Annotated in this window: 16 protein-coding genes; 11 read left to right on the top strand and 5 right to left on the bottom strand. The window is 62.4% G+C overall.

Annotated features, from left to right (window positions below; all coding sequences use genetic code 11):
- Positions 1-405 precede the first annotated feature (405 nt).
- From proV to proX, 3 genes are read left to right on the top strand one after another with little or no spacing between them, the layout of a single operon-like run.
- Positions 406-1,641 (top strand): glycine betaine/L-proline ABC transporter ATP-binding protein ProV, encoded by a 1,236-nt coding sequence (proV, locus tag RTQ46_RS14720; protein ID WP_312437662.1) that lies wholly within the window; start codon positions 406-408, stop codon positions 1,639-1,641.
- A complete protein-coding gene (gene proW / locus RTQ46_RS14715; RefSeq protein WP_312437660.1) occupies positions 1,638-2,735 on the top strand; it encodes a glycine betaine/L-proline ABC transporter permease ProW in 1,098 nt (365 codons plus the stop codon). The genes proV and proW overlap by 4 nt, the downstream gene beginning before the upstream one ends.
- Before the next feature lie 15 nt (positions 2,736-2,750).
- Positions 2,751-3,800 carry a glycine betaine/L-proline ABC transporter substrate-binding protein ProX gene (gene proX / locus RTQ46_RS14710; RefSeq protein ID WP_312437658.1) on the top strand — a complete coding sequence of 350 codons (1,050 nt, stop codon included), beginning with the start codon at positions 2,751-2,753 and terminating at the stop codon, positions 3,798-3,800.
- A gap of 122 nt (positions 3,801-3,922) precedes the next feature.
- Here proX and RTQ46_RS14705 read toward each other — a convergent pair whose 3' ends face one another.
- Both RTQ46_RS14705 and RTQ46_RS14700 read right to left on the bottom strand, forming a co-directional pair.
- On the bottom strand, positions 3,923-4,177 hold the full coding sequence (locus RTQ46_RS14705) for an acyl-CoA-binding protein (protein WP_312437657.1): 255 nt from the start codon (positions 4,175-4,177) through the stop codon (positions 3,923-3,925).
- A 179-nt stretch (positions 4,178-4,356) separates the two neighbouring features.
- On the bottom strand, positions 4,357-4,713 hold the full coding sequence (locus tag RTQ46_RS14700) for an FKBP-type peptidyl-prolyl cis-trans isomerase (RefSeq protein ID WP_312437654.1): 357 nt from the start codon (positions 4,711-4,713) through the stop codon (positions 4,357-4,359).
- Between the two features lie 180 nt (positions 4,714-4,893).
- Here RTQ46_RS14700 and RTQ46_RS14695 point away from each other — a divergent pair, with 180 nt between their 5' ends.
- The 3 genes from RTQ46_RS14695 to RTQ46_RS14685 all read left to right on the top strand — a co-directional run bounded on the left by RTQ46_RS14695 (position 4,894) and on the right by RTQ46_RS14685 (position 10,335).
- The gene (locus tag RTQ46_RS14695) at positions 4,894-5,724 is read left to right on the top strand and encodes an EI24 domain-containing protein (RefSeq protein WP_312437652.1); all 831 of its coding nucleotides are present in this window, start codon (positions 4,894-4,896) and stop codon (positions 5,722-5,724) included.
- A gap of 36 nt (positions 5,725-5,760) precedes the next feature.
- Positions 5,761-6,546 (top strand): molybdopterin-binding protein, encoded by a 786-nt coding sequence (locus RTQ46_RS14690; RefSeq protein WP_312437650.1) that lies wholly within the window; start codon positions 5,761-5,763, stop codon positions 6,544-6,546.
- 384 nt (positions 6,547-6,930) lie between these two features.
- Entirely contained in the window at positions 6,931-10,335 is a 3,405-nt protein-coding gene (locus RTQ46_RS14685) for a transglycosylase domain-containing protein (protein WP_312437648.1), read from the top strand.
- Here RTQ46_RS14685 and RTQ46_RS14680 read toward each other — a convergent pair.
- Positions 10,332-10,937: a glutathione S-transferase gene (locus RTQ46_RS14680; protein ID WP_312437646.1), complete on the bottom strand. Its 606-nt coding sequence runs from the start codon at positions 10,935-10,937 to the stop codon at positions 10,332-10,334. The two genes, RTQ46_RS14685 and RTQ46_RS14680, sit on opposite strands and share 4 nt — an antisense overlap.
- A 107-nt stretch (positions 10,938-11,044) precedes the next feature.
- Here RTQ46_RS14680 and RTQ46_RS14675 point away from each other — a divergent pair, with 107 nt between their 5' ends.
- Positions 11,045-12,391 (top strand): TAXI family TRAP transporter solute-binding subunit, encoded by a 1,347-nt coding sequence (locus tag RTQ46_RS14675; RefSeq protein ID WP_312437644.1) that lies wholly within the window; start codon positions 11,045-11,047, stop codon positions 12,389-12,391.
- Here RTQ46_RS14675 and RTQ46_RS14670 read toward each other — a convergent pair.
- Together RTQ46_RS14670 and RTQ46_RS14665 are read right to left on the bottom strand one after the other, a co-directional pair.
- Positions 12,378-12,617 (bottom strand): Fis family transcriptional regulator, encoded by a 240-nt coding sequence (locus RTQ46_RS14670; RefSeq protein WP_312437642.1) that lies wholly within the window; start codon positions 12,615-12,617, stop codon positions 12,378-12,380. The two genes, RTQ46_RS14675 and RTQ46_RS14670, sit on opposite strands and share 14 nt — an antisense overlap.
- A 182-nt stretch (positions 12,618-12,799) precedes the next feature.
- Positions 12,800-13,261, bottom strand: coding sequence for a rhodanese-like domain-containing protein (locus tag RTQ46_RS14665; protein ID WP_312437640.1), 462 nt, complete (start codon positions 13,259-13,261; stop codon positions 12,800-12,802).
- 372 nt (positions 13,262-13,633) lie between these two features.
- Between RTQ46_RS14665 and glnA the strand changes: the two genes are divergently transcribed.
- The 4 genes from glnA (at position 13,634) to ntrC (ending at position 18,351) form a co-directional block, all read left to right on the top strand.
- Positions 13,634-15,049: a type I glutamate--ammonia ligase gene (gene glnA, locus RTQ46_RS14660; RefSeq protein WP_065307351.1), complete on the top strand. Its 1,416-nt coding sequence runs from the start codon at positions 13,634-13,636 to the stop codon at positions 15,047-15,049.
- Positions 15,050-15,210: 161 nt separating this feature from the next.
- Positions 15,211-15,699, top strand: a complete 489-nt coding sequence (locus RTQ46_RS14655; protein ID WP_409518339.1) for a DUF4124 domain-containing protein — start codon at positions 15,211-15,213, stop codon at positions 15,697-15,699.
- On the top strand, positions 15,696-16,787 hold the full coding sequence (gene glnL, locus RTQ46_RS14650; protein ID WP_312437636.1) for a nitrogen regulation protein NR(II): 1,092 nt from the start codon (positions 15,696-15,698) through the stop codon (positions 16,785-16,787). Before RTQ46_RS14655 ends, glnL begins: the two co-directional genes overlap by 4 nt.
- A gap of 61 nt (positions 16,788-16,848) precedes the next feature.
- Positions 16,849-18,351: a nitrogen regulation protein NR(I) gene (ntrC, locus tag RTQ46_RS14645; RefSeq protein ID WP_312437634.1), complete on the top strand. Its 1,503-nt coding sequence runs from the start codon at positions 16,849-16,851 to the stop codon at positions 18,349-18,351.
- Positions 18,352-18,477 lie beyond the last annotated feature (126 nt).

The following is an 18,477-nucleotide window of genomic DNA, read 5'->3' as shown; positions in this document are numbered from 1 at the left end:
CTATCTCCTGCATCACCCTCTGTTGCATCCTCTGCTTTGCAGCCAGCGACGCTGGTTCGGTAGTAAAACAATCCTTGGGCCTTGCGCCCGTACTTGAGCCGTAGTTAAGCCCATATCAAGCAAGAATTTGATCCATATTTTTTGGTCAAATACATTTGGTGCCATGTATTTGCATGGCGCCCGCGTCGTTAAAAGTCCTGAATCCCAGCCTCTTTTGACGCGCAGACGGCACCCCGGCCTGGCTAGCGCCTTCACCGGTCACACGCGTGCCACCCCTTTTCCAGTCGCTCCCGTGCGCTTGCCGCGCCGGTGGTCAGCCGACGGCAAAAGCTTTGCTGATTCCCGCCGCAGGCTAGTGGCCTGCCGGGTTTCAATCCATTCGTCAAATCGAGGGAGAACCACAACGTGGCAAAACAAATCATTATCGACCATGTATTCAAAGTGTTCGGCGACCAGCCGCAAGAAGCACTTGAACTCGTCCGCCAGGGCGCCAGCAAGCAGGACATCCTGGCGCAGACCGACTGCACCATCGGCGTGTTCGACGCCACCTTTACCATCGAAGCGGGCGAGATTTTCGTCATCATGGGCCTGTCCGGTTCGGGCAAGTCGACCTTGGTGCGCATGCTCAACCGCCTGATCGAGCCGACCGACGGCCGTATCATAATCGACGGCAATGACATCAATACCTTGCCCGACAAGCAGCTGCGCGCCTTGCGCCGCAAGGACATCAGCATGGTGTTCCAGTCGTTCGCGCTGCTGCCGCAGATTACCGTGCTCGACAATACCGCCTTCGGCATGGAACTGGCCGGCATGCCAAAAGCCGAACGCCATGCGCTGGCGCTGGAAGCACTGGAGCAGGTGGGACTGGCCGGCTACGGCGCCAGCTACCCCGACGAACTGTCGGGCGGCATGCAGCAGCGCGTGGGCCTGGCCCGCGCGCTGGCCTGCGATCCGGCTATCCTGCTGATGGACGAGGCGTTTTCCGCGCTCGATCCAATCATGCGCACGGAAATGCAGTCGGAACTGCTGCGATTGCAACAGATCAAGCGCCGCACCATCGTCTTCATTTCGCACGATCTCGATGAAGCGATGCGCATCGGCGACCGCATCGCCATCATGAAAGACGGCCATGTGGTGCAAGTGGGCACGCCGGAAGAAATCCTGCGCAAACCGGCCAACGACTACGTGCGCAACTTCGTGCGCGGCGTCGATGCGGCGGCCGTCTTCAAGGCCAGCGATATCGCCCGCAAGAGCCAGATCGTGGTGTCGGAGTCGCCCACCCGTGGTTCGCGCGCGGCGCTGTCGATGCTGGAAGAGCAGGATCGCGCGTATGCCTATGTAGTCAGTCCGCAGCGCAAGTTCCTCGGCGTGGTCTCGGCCGATTCGCTGCGCAACGCGCTCGACGGCCATGTCGGACCGCTGGGCCTGGCGCACGCTTATTTGCCCGAAGTGCAGACCATCGATGCGGACGAGCCCGTCGCCGGCCTGTTCGGCCAGGTGGCGCAGCTGCCGTACGCCGTGCCGGTGGTGGCCAATGACGGCAGCTTCCGCGGCGCCATCAGCAAGACTACCTTGCTGAAGTTCCTCGACCGCGATACGCCAGCCATTGCCGAGCCACAATTACAGAAAGGACAAGCATGAATCCAGATACCGTTACTGCCGCCGAGCCGGTCGTTGAACACGCCGCCCAGATCAATCCCTGGCTGCCCTCCGCGCCGACCGACACCTCGTGGCTGGACGCCGCCGGCGCCACCGCCACGCCCGAACACGCGAGCGGCTTTCACCTGACGCAGCTGTTTGACGGCTCGCTGCCGCTGGAAGCCTGGATCAACCAGGGCCTGGGCTGGGTGGTCGCCAATTTCCGTCCGTTTTTCCAGGCCGTGCGCGCGCCGATCGACGCCACCCTGACCGGCGTGAGCGATGTGCTGCTGGCCGCGCCGTCGCTGACGGTGATCGCCATTATCGGCCTGCTGGCATGGCAATTTACCAGCCGCGCGCTGGCGATCGGCACCGTGGTGTCGCTGCTGATCGTGTCTATGCTGGGCATCTGGCCGGAAGCGATGATCACCCTGTCGCTGGTGCTGACCTCGCTGGTGTTCTGCATGATTATCGGTTTGCCGCTGGGGATCTTCCTGGCCAGCAGCGACCGTGCGCAAAACATCCTGCGCCCGCTGCTGGACGCCATGCAGACCACGCCCGCTTTTGTGTACCTGGTGCCGGTAGTGATGCTGTTTGGTATCGGCAATGCGCCGGGCGTGATCGTCACCATCATCTTCGCCTTGCCGCCGCTGGTGCGCCTGACCAACCTCGGCATCCGCCAGGTGCGTCCGGACCTGATCGAAGCGGCGCGCGCCTATGGCGCCTCGCCGTGGCAGCTGCTGACCCGCGTGCAGTTCCCGCTGGCCATGCCGAACATCATGGCCGGCATCAACCAGTCGCTGATGCTGTCGCTGTCGATGGTGGTCATCGCCTCGATGATCGCCGTCGGTGGCCTGGGCCAGATGGTATTGCGCGGCATCGGCCGCCTGGACATGGGCCTGGCGACCGTCGGCGGCCTGGGCATCGTGCTGCTGGCCATCACGCTGGACCGCCTGACGCAGGCCATGGGCCAGCCGCGCCGCGGCGTGCGCCACTGGTACCAGACCGGTCCGGCCGGTTTCGTGATGCGGCTGGTACGCGGCAATGCAGCGCAGGCGAAAGACGCCGCGCCGGCCACGCTGGCCACCGCACAATAACAAGAAAGGATTTCTATGCATCAAGTTGAACATTTTAAAGTCACACGTAAATCGCAACGCAAGTTCCAGTGGCTGTCGTTTCTCGGCATTGCCGCGCTGGCGCTGAGCACCAGCCTGGCGATGGCGCAAACGCCTGACGCATCGCTGCCCGGCAAGGGCATCAAGGTGCAGGCGCTGCAAAGCTCGATCGCGGAAGAAACCTTCCAGACCATGCTGGTCGAGCGCGCGCTGGAAAAGCTCGGCTACGAGATGCAGCCGATCAAGGAAGTGGAGTATCCGACCGCGCACATCGCGATTGCCAATGGCGACGCCACCTTCCTGGCCGTGCACTGGGACCCGCTGCACAAGGACTATTACGACAATGCGGGCGGCGACGCCAAGCTGATGCGCGTGGGCCAGTATGCAGGGCCGGCGGCGCAGGGCTATCTGATCGACAAGGCGACGGCCGAGAAGTACAACATCACCAATATCGACCAGCTGCGCGATCCGACCCTGGCCAGGCTGTTCGACCATGACGGCGACGGCAAGGCCGACCTGACCGGTTGCAACCCCGGCTGGGGCTGCGAGGCGATGATCGAAAACCATATGGACGCCTACAAGCTGCGCGACACCGTGCAGCATGTGCAGGGCAGCTATTCGGCGCTGATCGCCGACACCATCGGCCGCTACAAGCGTGGCGAACCGATCCTGTACTACACGTGGACACCGTACTGGGTCAGCGGCGTGCTGGTGCCGGGCAAGGATGTGGTGTGGCTGAAGGTGCCGTTCTCGTCCACTCCCGACAAGGTCAATACCCGCCTCGACGATGGCAACGACTATGGTTTTGCCGTCAATACCACGCGCATCGTGGTCAACCGCGAATGGGCCGGCAAGAACCCGGCGGCCTTGAAACTGTTTGAAGTGATGCGGCTGCCGATCGCCGACATCAATGCGCAGAACGAGCGCATGCGTGGCGGCGAAAATACGCAAGCCGATATCGCCCGCCATACGGCCGGCTGGATCAAGTTCCACCAGCGGGAATTCGACGGCTGGATTGCGCAGGCGCTGGCGGCAGCGAAAAAGTAAGTATTTGAACAATAAAAAAGTGGCTACCGATTTGGTAGCCACTTTTGCGTTAACCGCCTGTTCCGGTGGTTATTCGAGAGTTTTTCAGCAGTTTTGGCCTTCTTTGTGCCAAAACGGACTGATCAGTCCTTCAGATCGTCGATCAGATCGATATATTGCTGCTGCGCCTCTTCTTTCGAGGTGCCGGCCAGCGCGGCCCAGGCGTCGAACTTGGCGCGGCCGACGAAATCGGTCATGCCAGGACGCTCGCCGGTGGCGTCGCCACTGGAGGCCTGCTTGAACAGTGCGTAGATTTTCAGCAAGGTCATGTTGTCCGGGCGTTCGGACAGGGTCTTGGAATCGAGCTGTGCTTGGTCGAATTGCTCTTGTAAACTCATATTGGCTCCTCAATGCTGGATGGATCACTGTGACGGGAAGGCGGCAGGTGCGGCGGAGTGGCCACCGTGCCTGCCGCGGTGCCTGACATCATAGTGAAAAAAGCGCGCGGCGCATTAGAGGAGACACTCAAAAAAACGCCGCCCATCAGGGCGGCGCGGGGCAGGGCAGAGGGGAGTGATTACACGCCCAGCAGTTCGACGTCGAAAATCAGGGTGGCGTTCGGTGGAATCACGCCGCCGGCGCCGCGTGCGCCATAGCCCAGTGCTGCCGGGATGATCAGCTGGCGCTTGCCGCCGACTTTCATGCCTTGCACGCCTTCGTCCCAGCCCTGAATCACGCGGCCGGCGCCGAGCGGGAACTCGAATGGGTCGTTGCGGTCCTTGCTGGAATCGAATTTCGAACCGGCGCTGCCGTCGTCGTTTTGCAGCCAGCCCGTGTAATGCACGACAACATTGTTGCCGGCTTGGGCTTCGGCGCCTTCGCCGATCACGGTGTCGGTGTATTGCAGGCCGGAGGCGGTAGTGGTGATGGACATGATATTCCTTGTAGGGACGATAAAAGCTACAGATTGTAGAGCATGGGCCACGAATGCGCCACGGCAGCGCGGCTGTGCGCAGTTGACCATGCTGCCGGGTAATATGTCATCAGGGCGTCGCCGATTATTGCTATCATCGCGCCTCGCACCGTTTGTTTCAGATATCGAGAAAGGGCGCTGATGCGCAATGTAATCAATTCCTATGGCCGCGCGCTGCTGTCCCAGCTGCACGGCAAGATGCTGCTGCTGAGCGTGCTGCCTTTCCTGCTGTCGCTGGTACTGTGGGGCACCTTGCTGTGGTTCGGCCTGCAACCGCTGATCGACAGCCTGCAAGCGCTGTTTACCGAACACGACTGGTTCCGTACCAGCAGCGCCGTGCTGACCACGCTGGGCCTGGGCATGCTGAAAACCGTGATCGTGCCGCTGATCGCCATGTTCGTGCTGTTGCCGCTGATGATACTGACGGCGCTGATTTTCATGGGCGTGCTTGCCATGCCTGCCATCGGCCGGCACGTGGGCGGGCGGCATTTCCCGCAGCTGCACAAAAAACATGGCGGCAGCGTGCTGGGCAGCGTCGGCACGTCGCTGGCCACCTTCCTGCTGTTTATCGTCATCTGGGTGATGCTGGTGCTGCCGCTGCATGTGTTTCCGCCTGCTGCGCTGGTCGGCCAAGCCGTGCTGTGGGGCTGGATGACCTACCGCGTGATGGCCTATGACGCCATGGCCGACTATGCCAGCGCGGAAGAGCGCCACACCATCATGCAGACGCAGCGCATGCCGCTCCTGGCGATCGGCATGGTGTCGGGCGTGGCCGGCGCCGTGCCGGGCATGCTGTGGATGGGCGGCGTGATGTCGGTGGTGTTTTTCCCGTTCCTGGCCGCGTTCGCCATCTGGCTGTACGTGCTGATCTTTATTTTCACGGGCCTGTGGTTCCAGTATTACTGCCTGGAGGCGCTGTCGTCCCTGCGCGGCGTGCGCGGCATGAAAGATGTGCCGGCGGCCGACGCCTGAAAACTTATTACTTTACTGAATTGAACAAGGATAGACATGGCTATCGGACTGATCATCATTGGCGACGAAATTTTGTCAGGCAAGCGGACGGACCAGCATTTCCCGAAAGTGGTGCAACTGCTCAAGGCGCGCGGCTTGCAGCTGAGCTGGGCAGAATATGTGGGTGACGAGCCCGAGCGCATCGTCGCCTTGCTCAAGCGCACCTTTGCCAGCGGCGACATCGTGCTGTGCTTTGGCGGCATCGGCGCCACGCCGGACGACCATACGCGCCAGGCAGCCGCCACCGCGCTGGGCCTGCCGCTGCTGCTGCATCCGCAAGGCAAGCAGAATATCCAGCAGCGCATCACGGAAATGGGCGCAGAGGCGGGCGTGGCGGTCGATCTCGATTCGCCGGAAAACCTGCACCGTCTCAAAATGGCCGAGTTTGCCGAGGGCGCCGAGCTGATCCCGAATCCGTACAACAAGATTGCCGGCTTTGCCATCCGCGAACACTATTTCGTGCCCGGCTTTCCCGTCATGTCGTGGCCGATGATCGAGTGGGTGCTCGATACCCATTATGCGCACCTGTTCAACCAGGTGCCGCATGCGGAACACGCCTTGCTCGTGTATGAAACGGCCGAGTCGCTGCTGACGCCGCTGATGGTGGAACTTGAAGCAAAGTATCCGCAGATCAAGGTGTTCAGCTTGCCCAGCGTGGGCGACGCGCAGACGCGCCGCCATATCGAACTGGGCGTGAAAGGCGAGCCGGCACAAGCCGTGGCTGCGTTTGCCGACATGCGCGCCGCGCTGGACACCATGCAGGCCGAATACCACGCCATCTGACCTTGCCTCCTGCTGCGCCCGGCGTTTTTCGACCCGGCGTGCAGCCGTCTTGCCTCTCGCCTTGCACCTATGTATGCAAGCGTACAGTCCGGTCGTTGTTTTTTTGCGAAAATCTTCGCTGAAGCAAGATTTTTGTGCGCGCTCGCCGGTGCTGTTCATGCCGATGTGGTGCAATGGTGAGCAGGACTTTTGCGTCGCTGTCAGCGTGTTCTGACGGTCGGCGTATGTAGGATTTACCGGTCTGGATATCATGTCAAGCAAGCAGCATCATTACCGGCCCCGCCTGGCCAACGTCTTATCTTGCGCAGAGCACGCCGGCTGTCTTTGCCGTCGCCGCCTGGTCCGCGCCAACCCCGTCATTATTCAACTTTTCCCCAGCATCCCATGAAAGACACAGGCGACAACCTGGCCCATGCCCAACTGCGGCCACCATCCGAACCGGAAACCACTGCGGGAACCGATGCGGGAACCGCGGCAGGTGCCGAGGCGCCGCCGGCCGCGCCGCGCAAGAAACGCCGCTCGCGCGTCTGGCCGATCTTCCTGCTGATCGTGCTGGCGCTGATCGCCGGCATCGCCTGGTTCGTGATGCGCGAAGTGCGCACCTCGGCGCTGCAGGCAGAGTTTTTTACCCGCCTGAGCCGCCAGCTGACGTACAAGGTCGAGCCTGGCCCGAGTCCGGCCGGCGCAATCCGCTATCCGCAGCACGGTCCGTATGACGAGCGGCTCGGCTACGCCAGCCTGCCTGATTTCATCGGCAAGCTCAATGCGCGCGACTATACGGTAACGGCACAGGCGCGCATGTCGCCCAAGATGGTGGAGCTGGCCGACATGGGCGTGTTCGCCACCTATCACGAGAAAAACCGCGCCGGCCTGACCATCCTCGACTGGCGCGCCGCGCCGCTGTTCTCGGCCGTCTACCCAGAGCGCGCCTTCAACGGCTTTGCCGAAGCGCCGCCGGCGCTGGTGCAAAGCCTGCTGTTCATCGAAAACCGCGAATTGCTCGACCCGGGCACGCCCGAGCGCAATCCGGCCGTCGAGTGGGACCGCCTGAGCAAGGCTGTGCTGGACAAGGGACTGAACATGGTCGGCGGCCATCGCGGCGGCGGCGGCAGCACGCTGGCCACGCAGATCGAAAAATACCGCCACTCGGAAGATGGCCGCACCAGCTCCATGAAGGACAAGCTGTTCCAGATGCTGTCGGCCAGCCTGCGCTCGTACCAGGGGGGCGAAAACACCATGGCCGTGCGGCGCCAGATCGTTCTCAATTACCTGAACACCGTGCCGCTGTCGGCGAAAAGCGGTTTTGGCGAAGTCAATGGCATCGGCGACGGCATGTGGGTCTGGTATGGCCGCAATTTTGACGAGGTCAAGGCGCAGCTCAATGCCAAACTCGACCAGCCGGGCAGTGCGCTGGCCTACAAGCAGGCACTGAGTCTGCTGATCGCCCAGCGCCGTCCCTCGCACTACCTGGTGGCCGGCGGCGCCGACCTCGAAGCGCTGACCAACAGCCATTTGCGCCTGCTGGCGCAGGCGGGCGTGATCACGCCGCAGTTGCGCGACGCCGCCATGGCCCAGCCATTGCGTCCATCGGCGGCCTCCGGCGTGCAGTCGGAAGCGGCCACCTCGTTTGTCACGCGCAAGGCCTCGAACGCCGTGCGCAATCACCTGGCAGGCATGCTGGGCGATCCGCGCCTCTACAACCTCGACCGTCTTGATTTGAAGGTGGTCAGCACGCTCGACGCGCAGGCGCAAAATGCCGTCACGAAAGTGCTGCGCGAATTGCGCGATCCGGAAGTGGCGAAAGCGGCCGGCCTGACGGGCAAGGGCATGCTGGGCAATGGCGACCCGGCCAACGTGGTGTACAGCTTTACCTTGCTGCAAAAGGGCGACAAAGCCAACCTGCTGCGCGTGCAGACCGATAACTTCGACCAGCCGCTCGACATCAACGAGGGCGCCAAGCTCGACCTGGGTTCCACCGCCAAGCTGCGCACGCTGGTCAGCTACCTCGACATCGTCGACCAGTTGCAAAAACGCTATGGCGCCATGTCGTCCACCGAGCTGTCGAAGGTGGCCGTCGATCCGAAGGACATGCTGACGCAGTGGGGCATCGCCTATCTGTCCGCGAAACCCGTGGGCGAAGCGCGCAACCTGCCGGACATGCTGGCGGCGGCGATGGAACGAAAATATTCGGGCAATCCCGGCGAAGGCTTCTTTACCGGTGGCGGCCTGCATCACTTCGGCAACTTCTCGCGCCTCGACGACAGCCGCATCATGACGGTGCAGCACGCCTTGCAGCAGTCGACCAACCTGGTGTTCGTGCGCCTGATGCGCGACGTGGCGCGCTACTACATGTTCTCGCGCCCCGATTCGTCGGCCTCGCTGCTGGCCGATGCGGACGATCCGCGCCGCGCCCAGTACCTGAGCCGCTTTGCCGACAAGGAAGGGCGCGAATTCCTGCACCGTTTCTACCAGAAATACCGTGGCAAGAGCATCGACGAACAGGAGAAAGTCCTGCTGGCCAGCATCCGGCCGACGCCGGTGCGCCTGGCCAATATCTACCGCACCGTCAATCCGAAAGGCACACAGGCCGAGTTTGCCGACTTCCTGAACGCCAACCTGCCGTCGCAAAATGAAGTACCGCCCGAGCGCGTGGCGAAAATGTACGACCAGTATGCGATGGAAAACTGGTCGCTGGCCGACCGCGGCTACCTGGCCAATGTGCATCCGCTGGAACTGTGGATGGTGGCGTTCCTGCGCCAGAACGAAGGCGCTACCCTGGCGCAGATGGTGACCGCGAGCGAGAAGCAGCGCCAGGAAGTCTACAAATGGCTGTTCAATACGCACCGCAAGCATGCGCAGGACCGCCGCATCGCCGACCTGCTGGAAGTCGAAGGCTTCCTGGAAATCCACCGCCAGTGGAAGAAGATGGGCTACCCGTTCGACTCGCTGGTGCCATCGTTCGCCACCACGCTGGGCGCGTCGGCCGACCGTCCGGCTTCGCTGGCCGAGCTGATGGGCATTATCATCAACGATGGCGTGCGCAAACCGAGCGTGCGCATCGACTCGATGCATTTCGCCGCCAATACGCCGTATGACACCATGGTCAAGCGCGCCGCCAATGTGAAGGCCGAGCAGGTGCTGTCGCCGGACGTGGCGCGCGCAGTGGCCAGGGCGATCCGCGCGGTGGTGTCGGACGGTACCGCCAAGCGCGCAAAAACCGCGTTTATCGGCGCCGACGGCGAGCCGATTCCGGTCGGCGGCAAGACCGGGACCGGCGACCAGCGCTTTGACGTGTATGGCGCTGGCGGCCGCCTGATCGAGTCGCGCTATGTGAACCGTTCGGCCACGTTCGTGTTCAATATCGGCGAGCGTTTCTACGGCAGCATGACGGCCTATGTGCGCGGGCCGGAGTCGAAGAACTACGACTTCACCAGCGCCTTGCCGGTGCAGCTGCTGGTCTCGCTGGCGCCGAGTCTGATGCCGCTGATCGACCCGGATGCACCAGTGCGTGCTGTGGTCAAACCGCCGGTCGTACCCGCTGTTACACCGGCGGCCAAGCCGCCAGTCAAACAGGCGGAGAAACCACTGGCCAAGCAGCCAGCCAGGCACGCCGAGAAACCACCGGTCAAGCAGCCCGCCAAGCAGGCAGAAAAACCGCCTGTCAAGCAGGCGGCCAAGCAGGCAGAGAAGCAGCCTGTCAAACAGGCCGAGAAACAGGCCGACAAGCAGCCAGTCAAACAAGCCGACAAACCGGCAGACAAACTGCCGGTCAAAGAGTCGCTCAATTAGCCCGCAAACGCCGCCGTCCTGTGCGCCAGGCGCGCATGATAGGCGGCGATTGCCGGGTAGTCGGGGTGCTGCAGCGGCGCCATCAGCCAGCGCTTGACGGACAGGCCCAGCACGATATCGGCCAGCGTGAAGCGCTCGCCGCAGACATATGCGCCGGTGCGCTGCAGCTGCTGTTCCAGGATGCCCATCATCGCGTTCCAGTTGGCGACGCCAGCCGCCAGCTGCGCCGCGTCCTGGTGCGCCGGACTTTGGCGCACCAGCGACATGAAGGCGTAGCGCCACGAATTGTTCAGTTCTCCCATCTGCCAGTCCATCCATTTTTCCACTTCGGCGCGTGCGCGTGGTGCCGCCGGCAGCAGATCCGCGCGGCCCTCTTTCGCGCACAGATAGCGGCAGATGGTGTTCGATTCCCACAGCACCAGCTCGCCATCGAGCAGTACCGGCACCATCGCGTTCGGATTGAGCGCGCGGAAGGCCGGCTCGTCGGGACTCCTGAAACCGCTGCCCCAGTCCTCGCGCTCATACGGCAGGTTCAGTTCGTCGCAGGTCCACAGGACCTTGCGGACATTGATCGAGGCGGCTTTTCCGAGAATTTTCAGCATGCGTGGCTCCGTATGAGTGAGGGTAGGGCTACTGTAGCGCAGGTGGCGCTTGCATAGTTGCGCATTTGTTGGCATGGTAGCCCCCCATGAAACCCATGCGCCATCACATGTCCAAAATCCTCGCGTTCAGCCGTTTTTCCGTGCGCGACTTTCTCGCCACGGCCGGTCCCACCTTGCTGCTGGTGGCCGCCGTCTGCGCGCTGGCCTACTGGCTGGTCGATCCGGCGCCGCCGCGCCAGGTCAGCCTGTCGACCGGGCAGGACAACAGCGCCTATGAGGAATTCGGCAAGCAATACGCCGCCACGCTGGCGAAACACGGCATCAAGGTCACATTGAAACCGTCGCTGGGCTCGCAGGAAAACCTGCAGCGCCTGAACGCCGGCAGCACCGATATCGCCTTTGTGCAAAGCGGCTCGACCGAGCATGCCGACGCCGAACGCCATGGCCTCATTTCCCTGGGCAGCCTGTTTACGGAGCCGGTCTGGCTGTTCCTGCGCGAAGACAAGGCGGTCACCGAGCTGACGCAGCTCAAGGGCATGAAGATCAACCTGGGGCCGGAAGGCACGGGCGTGCCGGGCCTGTTTCGCCAGCTGCTGTCGGTCAATGGCGTGGAGCCGAACGAGCTGACGGTGGGCGCTTTGCAAAATACGCCGGCCACGGTGGAGCTGCTGGAAGGGCGCATCGATGGCCTCGTGTTCAGTTCGGCGCCGGAAGCGCCGCTGATCCAGATGCTGCTGCAAACTCCGGGCATCAGGCTGTTCGATTTTTCGCAGGCCGAAGCGTATACGCGCCGCCTGCCGTTCCTGACGCATGTGGTGCTGCCGCGCGGGATTGTCGACCTGGGCCGCAATATTCCGGCACAGGATTATCACCTGATCGCGCCGACCGCCACGCTGGTCGCGCGCGAGGACCTGCATCCGGCGCTGGTCGACCTGTTCGTGCAGGCGGCCGCCGCGATTCATGGCGGCACCGGCTGGTTCCAGCAGCAGGGACAGTTTCCGTCGGCGCGCTATACGGAAATTCCGGTGGCGCCCGAGGCGCTGAAATTCTACAAGGATGGCGCGCCGGTGCTGCAGCGCTACATGAGCTTCTGGCTGGCCAATTTCTTCGACCGCATGTGGGTGCTGGTGGTGGCGTTGGGCGCCCTGATTTTGCCGCTGTCGCGCATCGTGCCGCCGCTGTACGTGTGGCGCATCCGCTCGCGCGTGTACCGCTGGTACGGGCAGCTGCGCACGGTGGAGCAGGCGCTGGAGGAGGTGCCGGAAGCACGCCGCGCGCAGGTATATGCAGAGCAATTGCAGCGCCTGGACGAGATCGAGGAGCTGGTCAACCAGATCTCGATCCCGCTGTCGTTTGCCGATGGGCTATATGGCTTGCGCAGCCATATCAATTTCGTGCGCAAGCGGATATTGACGCTGCTGGGCGAGCAGACGGCCGAGGCTATGCCAGAGTAATCGACAGCTTGCGCCCGACCAGCGCGGCGGCCCGTTCCAGCGTGGACAGGGTCACGTCGCTGGTCGGGTCGAGCAGGCGGTCAAGCTGCGAGCGGCTCGTCTGCAGCATGGCCGCCATGCGGGTTTTCGACAGCGACTGCTCCTGCATCGCCTGCGTCAATTGCCAGGCGATCACTTCCTTGTGCGGGCAGGCTCTTGAGTCACTCGCGTACCGGTTCGACGCCATTGCCGTTCGCATGGAACAGCAGATGAATCTGCTGCAAGCCGCAAGCATCGATGACGCATCTCTACGTTGCACTATAAAAGGTACTATCTCGCAAGAAGAATCTGTGCCGCCGGTGCAAGCGGCCATGGATGGCTGTAACCGGTCTCAGGCCGGCGCGTGCCCTGTCATGTCAAACTCTGTGCTTAGGCGCCCAGCCACGGCAGCCCCGCCTTGCACCAGCCGCCCAGTTCCTTGCGGTGGCCATCGGCATCCTTGTCGCCTTCAAACCCTTCCAGGATGTCGTAGCAGTTCGCATAGCCGTGTTCGGTGGCCAGCTTGGCCGCATGGCGCGAGCGCACGCCCGAGCGGCACAGGAACAGCAGCACATCATCCTGGCCGGCCTGGCTGGCCAGCTGCTGCATGAACTCCGGATTGGGTACGCCGCCCGGATAGGTGGCCCACTGCACCGCACCATGCTGGGTATCGGCGATATCGGCGCGGCCAACCCAGTCGCGCTCGGCATTGGTGCGAACATCGATCAGCTTGACGGCAGGATCGAGCTGCAGCAGCTCATAGGCTTCCTGCGGCGTCACGGCGCCGGCATACGGCGTGCCCTCGTTGGCACGGCTGCGGGCAATAGTCAGAATGTCGGCGGGGGTACTCATGACAGGCTCCAGGTAAGGGAAAGGTGGAAATGATTATAGTGCGCCGGACGCGCACCGCAAACGACACTGCATATCGCACCAGAATCGGGCATTTTCAGATTTTTCGGTGTAAACGCCATAAATTGGTGCATTATTTGTTTTTCGCACTTGCTTAGTGCATTTTTGATTTAGCGCAATTCACGTTAAAAAATAAGCCTGATGACAGTTGCACAGGGACGGCTGGTGTTTGCCGCTGCCTGCCCTTGCTCCTTAAAAGCTGGCATGGAATCTGCTATGATTCCTGTGAGTTTTGGTGGCACGCAATCTTTGCTTAGCATCATCAGCCCAGACGCACTAAGGTCGGCTCACCCCACATTCATTTAGGAGATACGCATGGCAATGACAGCCGCAGAAGTCTTGAAGATGGTAGAAGAGAACGAAGTCAAATTCGTTGATTTCCGCTTTGCCGACACCCGTGGTAAAGAGCAGCACGTGACAGTTCCGGTGTCGCACTTCGACATGGACAAATTTGAATCGGGTCACGCCTTCGACGGCTCCTCGATCGCTGGCTGGAAGGGCATTGAAGCGTCCGACATGATTTTGCTGCCGGATCCAAGCACCGCCAATATCGACCCGTTCATGGAAGAAACCACCCTGTTCATGCAGTGCGACGTGATCGAGCCGTCGGACGGCAAGGGCTACGACCGCGACCCGCGCTCGATCGCGAAACGCGCCGAAGCCTACCTGAAATCGTCGGGCATGGGCGACACCGCCTACTTCGGCCCTGAGCCGGAATTCTTCATCTTCGACAGCGTGCGCTGGAAGATCGACATGTCGGGTTGCTTCGTCAAGATCGGTTCGGACGAAGGTTCGTGGTCGACCGGCAAGGACATCGAAGGCGGCAACAGCGGCCACCGTCCTACCGTCAAGGGCGGCTACTTCCCGGTGCCGCCAGTGGACAGCTTCCAGGACATGCGTTCGGAAATGTGCCTGATCCTGGAGTCCCTGGGCATCCCGGTCGAAGTGCACCACCATGAAGTCGCTGGCGCCGGCCAGAACGAAATCGGCACCAAGTTCTCGACCCTGGTCGAGCGCGCCGACTGGACGCAGAACCTGAAATACGTGGTCTGGAACGTGGCGCACAGCTATGGCAAGACCGCCACCTTCATGCCGAAACCTATCGTTGGCGACAACGGTTCGGGCATGCACGTGCACCAGTCCGTATGGAAAGATGGCAAGAACCTGTTCGCCGGCGACGGCTATGCCGGCCTGTCCGATTTCGCCCTGTATTACATCGGCGGCATCATCAAGCACGCCAAGGCACTGAACGCGATCACCAACCCGGGCACCAACTCGTACAAACGCCTGGTACCTGGCTACGAAGCACCGGTGAAACTGGCGTACTCGGCGAAAAACCGTTCCGCTTCGATCCGCATTCCGCACGTTGCCAATCCAAAAGGCCGCCGCGTCGAAGCACGTTTCCCGGATCCACTGGCCAACCCATACCTGTGCTTCGCCGCACTGCTGATGGCCGGCCTGGACGGTGTTGCCAACAAGATCCATCCGGGCGAAGCCGCCTCGAAAGATCTGTACCATCTGCCGCCTGAAGAAGATGCACTGATCCCGACCGTCTGCGCTTCGCTGGAAGAAGCCCTGGACGCGCTGGACAAGGACCGCGAGTTCCTGACCCGCGGCGGCGTGTTCAGCGATTCGATGATCGATGCTTATCTGGAACTGAAAATGCAGGATGTGCAGCGCATGCGCATGACCACGCACCCGGCCGAGTTCGACATGTACTACTCGCTGTAATGTCAGCGCCATGCCGGCATCACTGCCGGCATCGAATCAAAACGCGGGGTGAGGCTTTCGGTCTTCCCCGCGTTTTTTTATGAAGGCGCCAGCATGATGTTGTATAGTCGGCCCGGTATCGTGACAGCTGACAGGAGTGGAGATTGATCAAGCAATACAGGATGGCGCTGGCGGCCGCATTGCTGGGCGCAGCAGCCCAGGCGCATGGCCAGCTGTATGTCTGCAGCGACGCGCAAGGCCACAAGACCTATACTGACAAACGCGAAAATGCCGCGTGCAAGCTGCTCGATCTGCCGGGCGCCATGACGGAGCCGCCGCGCAGGACTGCGCCGCTGGCGGTGCCAAACGCCAGGCCCGCGGCCCAGGCCGGCGGTACGCCAGCCACCTCTGCGGCGTTCCCCCGCGTCGACAATGCCGAGCAGCGCGCGCGCGACCTGGACCGGCGCCAGATCCTGCAGGACGAACTGCGCAGCGAAGAGCAGAAGCTGGCCGCGCAGCGCCAGGAATTCAACGAGGGCCAGCCCGAACGCCAGGGTAACGAGCGCAACTACGCGACCTACCAGGCACGGGTGGCGCAACTGAAAGACAACATCGGGCGGACGCAGCAAAACGTCGAGGCCCTGAAACGCGAGATTGCGAATATCCGATGACCGAATCCTCTACCCATACCCGCCGCCCGGCGCACCTGGCTGGCCTCGACCTGCTGGCCTCGGCCGTGGTCGTGCTCGACCAGGACGGCCGCATCAGCTATGCCAATGCTGCCGCGGAAAACCTGCTGGAAAGCTCGCTGAAAGCGCTGTCGCGGCAAAAGCTGACGGCCCTGTTCATCAATCCCGAAGAGCTGGCCGGCATCTGCGCCCAGGCGCGCGAGCACAATTTTTCCGACCTGCGCCAGGACCTGAGCCTGGAGCGCCTGGGGCGCGAACCGTTGCGCGTGCACAGCATCATCAGCGCGCTCGACGGTCCCGAAGACAGCGTGCTGATCGAGCTGCGCGAAAACGTGCAGCAGCTCAAACTTGACCGCGAAGAGCGCATCCTCGACCAGAGCCAGGTCAACAAGGAGCTGATCCGCAACCTGGCGCATGAAATCAAGAATCCGCTGGGCGGTATCCGCGGCGCGGCGCAGCTGCTGGAACTGGAACTGCCGGCGCTGCACCTGCTCGAATTGCGCGAATACACGCAGGTCATCATCAAGGAAGCGGACCGGCTGCAAACGCTGGTCGACCGCCTGCTGGCGCCGCACCGCCGTCCGCATATCGTCGGCGATGTGAATATCCACGAAGTGTGCGAACGCGTGCGCAGCCTGATCCTGGCGGAGTTTCCCAGCGGCCTGACCATTTCGCGCGACTATGACGCCTCGATTCCCGAGTTCCGCGGCGACAAGGAGCAGCTGATCCAGACCGTGCTGAACATTGCCCATAACGCAGCGCAGGCACTGTCCGAGCGCATCGAAGCGGGCGACGCCGAGCTGATTTTCAAGACGCGCGTGGCGCGCCAGGTGACCCTGGCGAAGGTCCGCTACGGCCTGGCATTAGACTTGCATATCATTGACAATGGACCGGGCATCGCACCCCAGATCCGTGACCGGATTTTCTACCCGCTGGTATCGGGACGGGAAGGCGGCAGCGGACTGGGACTGACCTTGGCACAGACCTTCGTGCAACAGCACCTGGGCGTGATCGAATGCGAAAGCCGGCCTGGATATACCGATTTCAGGATCGTTTTACCTTTGCCATAAGCGTGGGAAGCACCTGCCGTCGTATCCCACTCATGAAATCCATTGCGGGACGCACACACTAATGAAGCCAATCTGGATAGTTGACGACGACGAATCAATCCGCTGGGTGCTGGAAAAAGCCCTGGCCCGTGAAAACCTGGCGACCAAGAGTTTTGCCAATGCGCGCGATGCCATCGCCGCGCTCGAATTCGACACGCCGCAAGTGCTGGTGTCCGATATCCGCATGCCGGGCGCCTCGGGCCTCGACTTGCTGCAGATGGTCAAGACGCGCTTTCCCGGCTTGCCCGTCATTATCATTACCGCCTTCTCCGACCTCGACTCGGCCGTCGCGGCCTTCCAGGGCGGCGCCTTCGAATACCTGGCCAAGCCCTTCGATATCGACAAGGCGGTCGAACTGATACGCCGCGCGCTCGAAGAGAGCCTGCGCGAGACCAGCGTCGAGTCCGGCCCGTCCGAAACGCCCGAGATCCTGGGCCAGGCGCCGGCGATGCAGGAAGTGTTCCGCGCTATCGGCCGCCTGTCGCAATCGAACGTGACGGTGCTGATCACCGGCGAATCGGGCTCGGGCAAGGAGCTGGTGGCGCGCGCGCTGCACAAGCACAGCCCGCGCGCGGCGCAGCCCTTCATTGCCCTCAATACGGCGGCGATTCCGAAGGATCTGCTGGAATCGGAACTGTTCGGCCACGAGCGTGGCGCATTTACCGGTGCGCAGACGACCCGGCGCGGACGCTTCGAGCAGGCCGAGAACGGCACCCTGTTTCTGGACGAGATTGGCGACATGCCGTTCGACCTGCAGACGCGCTTGCTGCGCGTGCTGTCGGACGGCCATTTCTACCGCGTTGGCGGCCACCAGCCGATCAAGGCCAATGTACGCGTGATTACCGCCACGCACCAGAACCTCGAGCAGCGCGTGCGCGACGGCCTGTTCCGCGAAGACTTGTATCACCGCCTGAACGTGATCCGCCTGCGCCTGCCCAGTTTGAGGGAGCGGCGCGAGGATATCCCCATTTTGGTGCGTCACTTCCTGGTGCAGAGCGCGCGCCAGCTGGGCGTGGAAGCGAAGCGCATGAGCGAGCCGACCATGCAGTTCCTGAGCAGCCTGGATTTGCCCGGCAACGTGCGCCAGCTGGAAAACCTGTGCAACTGGATTACCGTGATGGCGCCTGGCCAGACGGTGGAAATCAAGGACTTGCCGCTGGAACTGACGCAGGGGCAGGGCGAAGCGGCTGCCGGCATGACCGGCCAGGCAACGCCAGTGCAGGGTGAAGCACAGCCTGCCAATGCGCCGCATGGCGGACAGGTGTTCGACGCCGCCGCGCCGGCCAACGGCGCGCCGCCCGGCTGGATCGGCTTGCTGGAACTGCAGGCGGCCGGCATGCTGGGCGCTGGCCAGCAGGAAGTGATGGCCGTGCTGGGCCGCCAGTTCGAGTCGGCCCTGATCAAGACGGCGCTCAAGCATACGCACGGACGCAAGAACGACGCCGCCGTGCGCCTGGGCATCGGCCGCAACACCATCACCCGCAAGATCTCCGAACTGGGCATCGACGGCGCCAAGGAAGACTGACAAGCCGCCATCCCGCCGCCGGGCGCAGCGTTCTGCTGCGCCCGCTTTCTTCCGCGCGTCACTTGCACGCCACAACATACAAACTAAGCGAACGATAGGGTAAGCTGGCGCCTGCCGGACTGTGTC

It is taken from the genome of Janthinobacterium sp. (genome assembly GCF_031995485.1).
GTDB lineage: Bacteria > Pseudomonadota > Gammaproteobacteria > Burkholderiales > Burkholderiaceae_D > Janthinobacterium.
The sequence above is the reverse complement of the archived record's forward strand: the minus strand, read 5'-3'. Positions and strand labels throughout refer to the sequence as shown.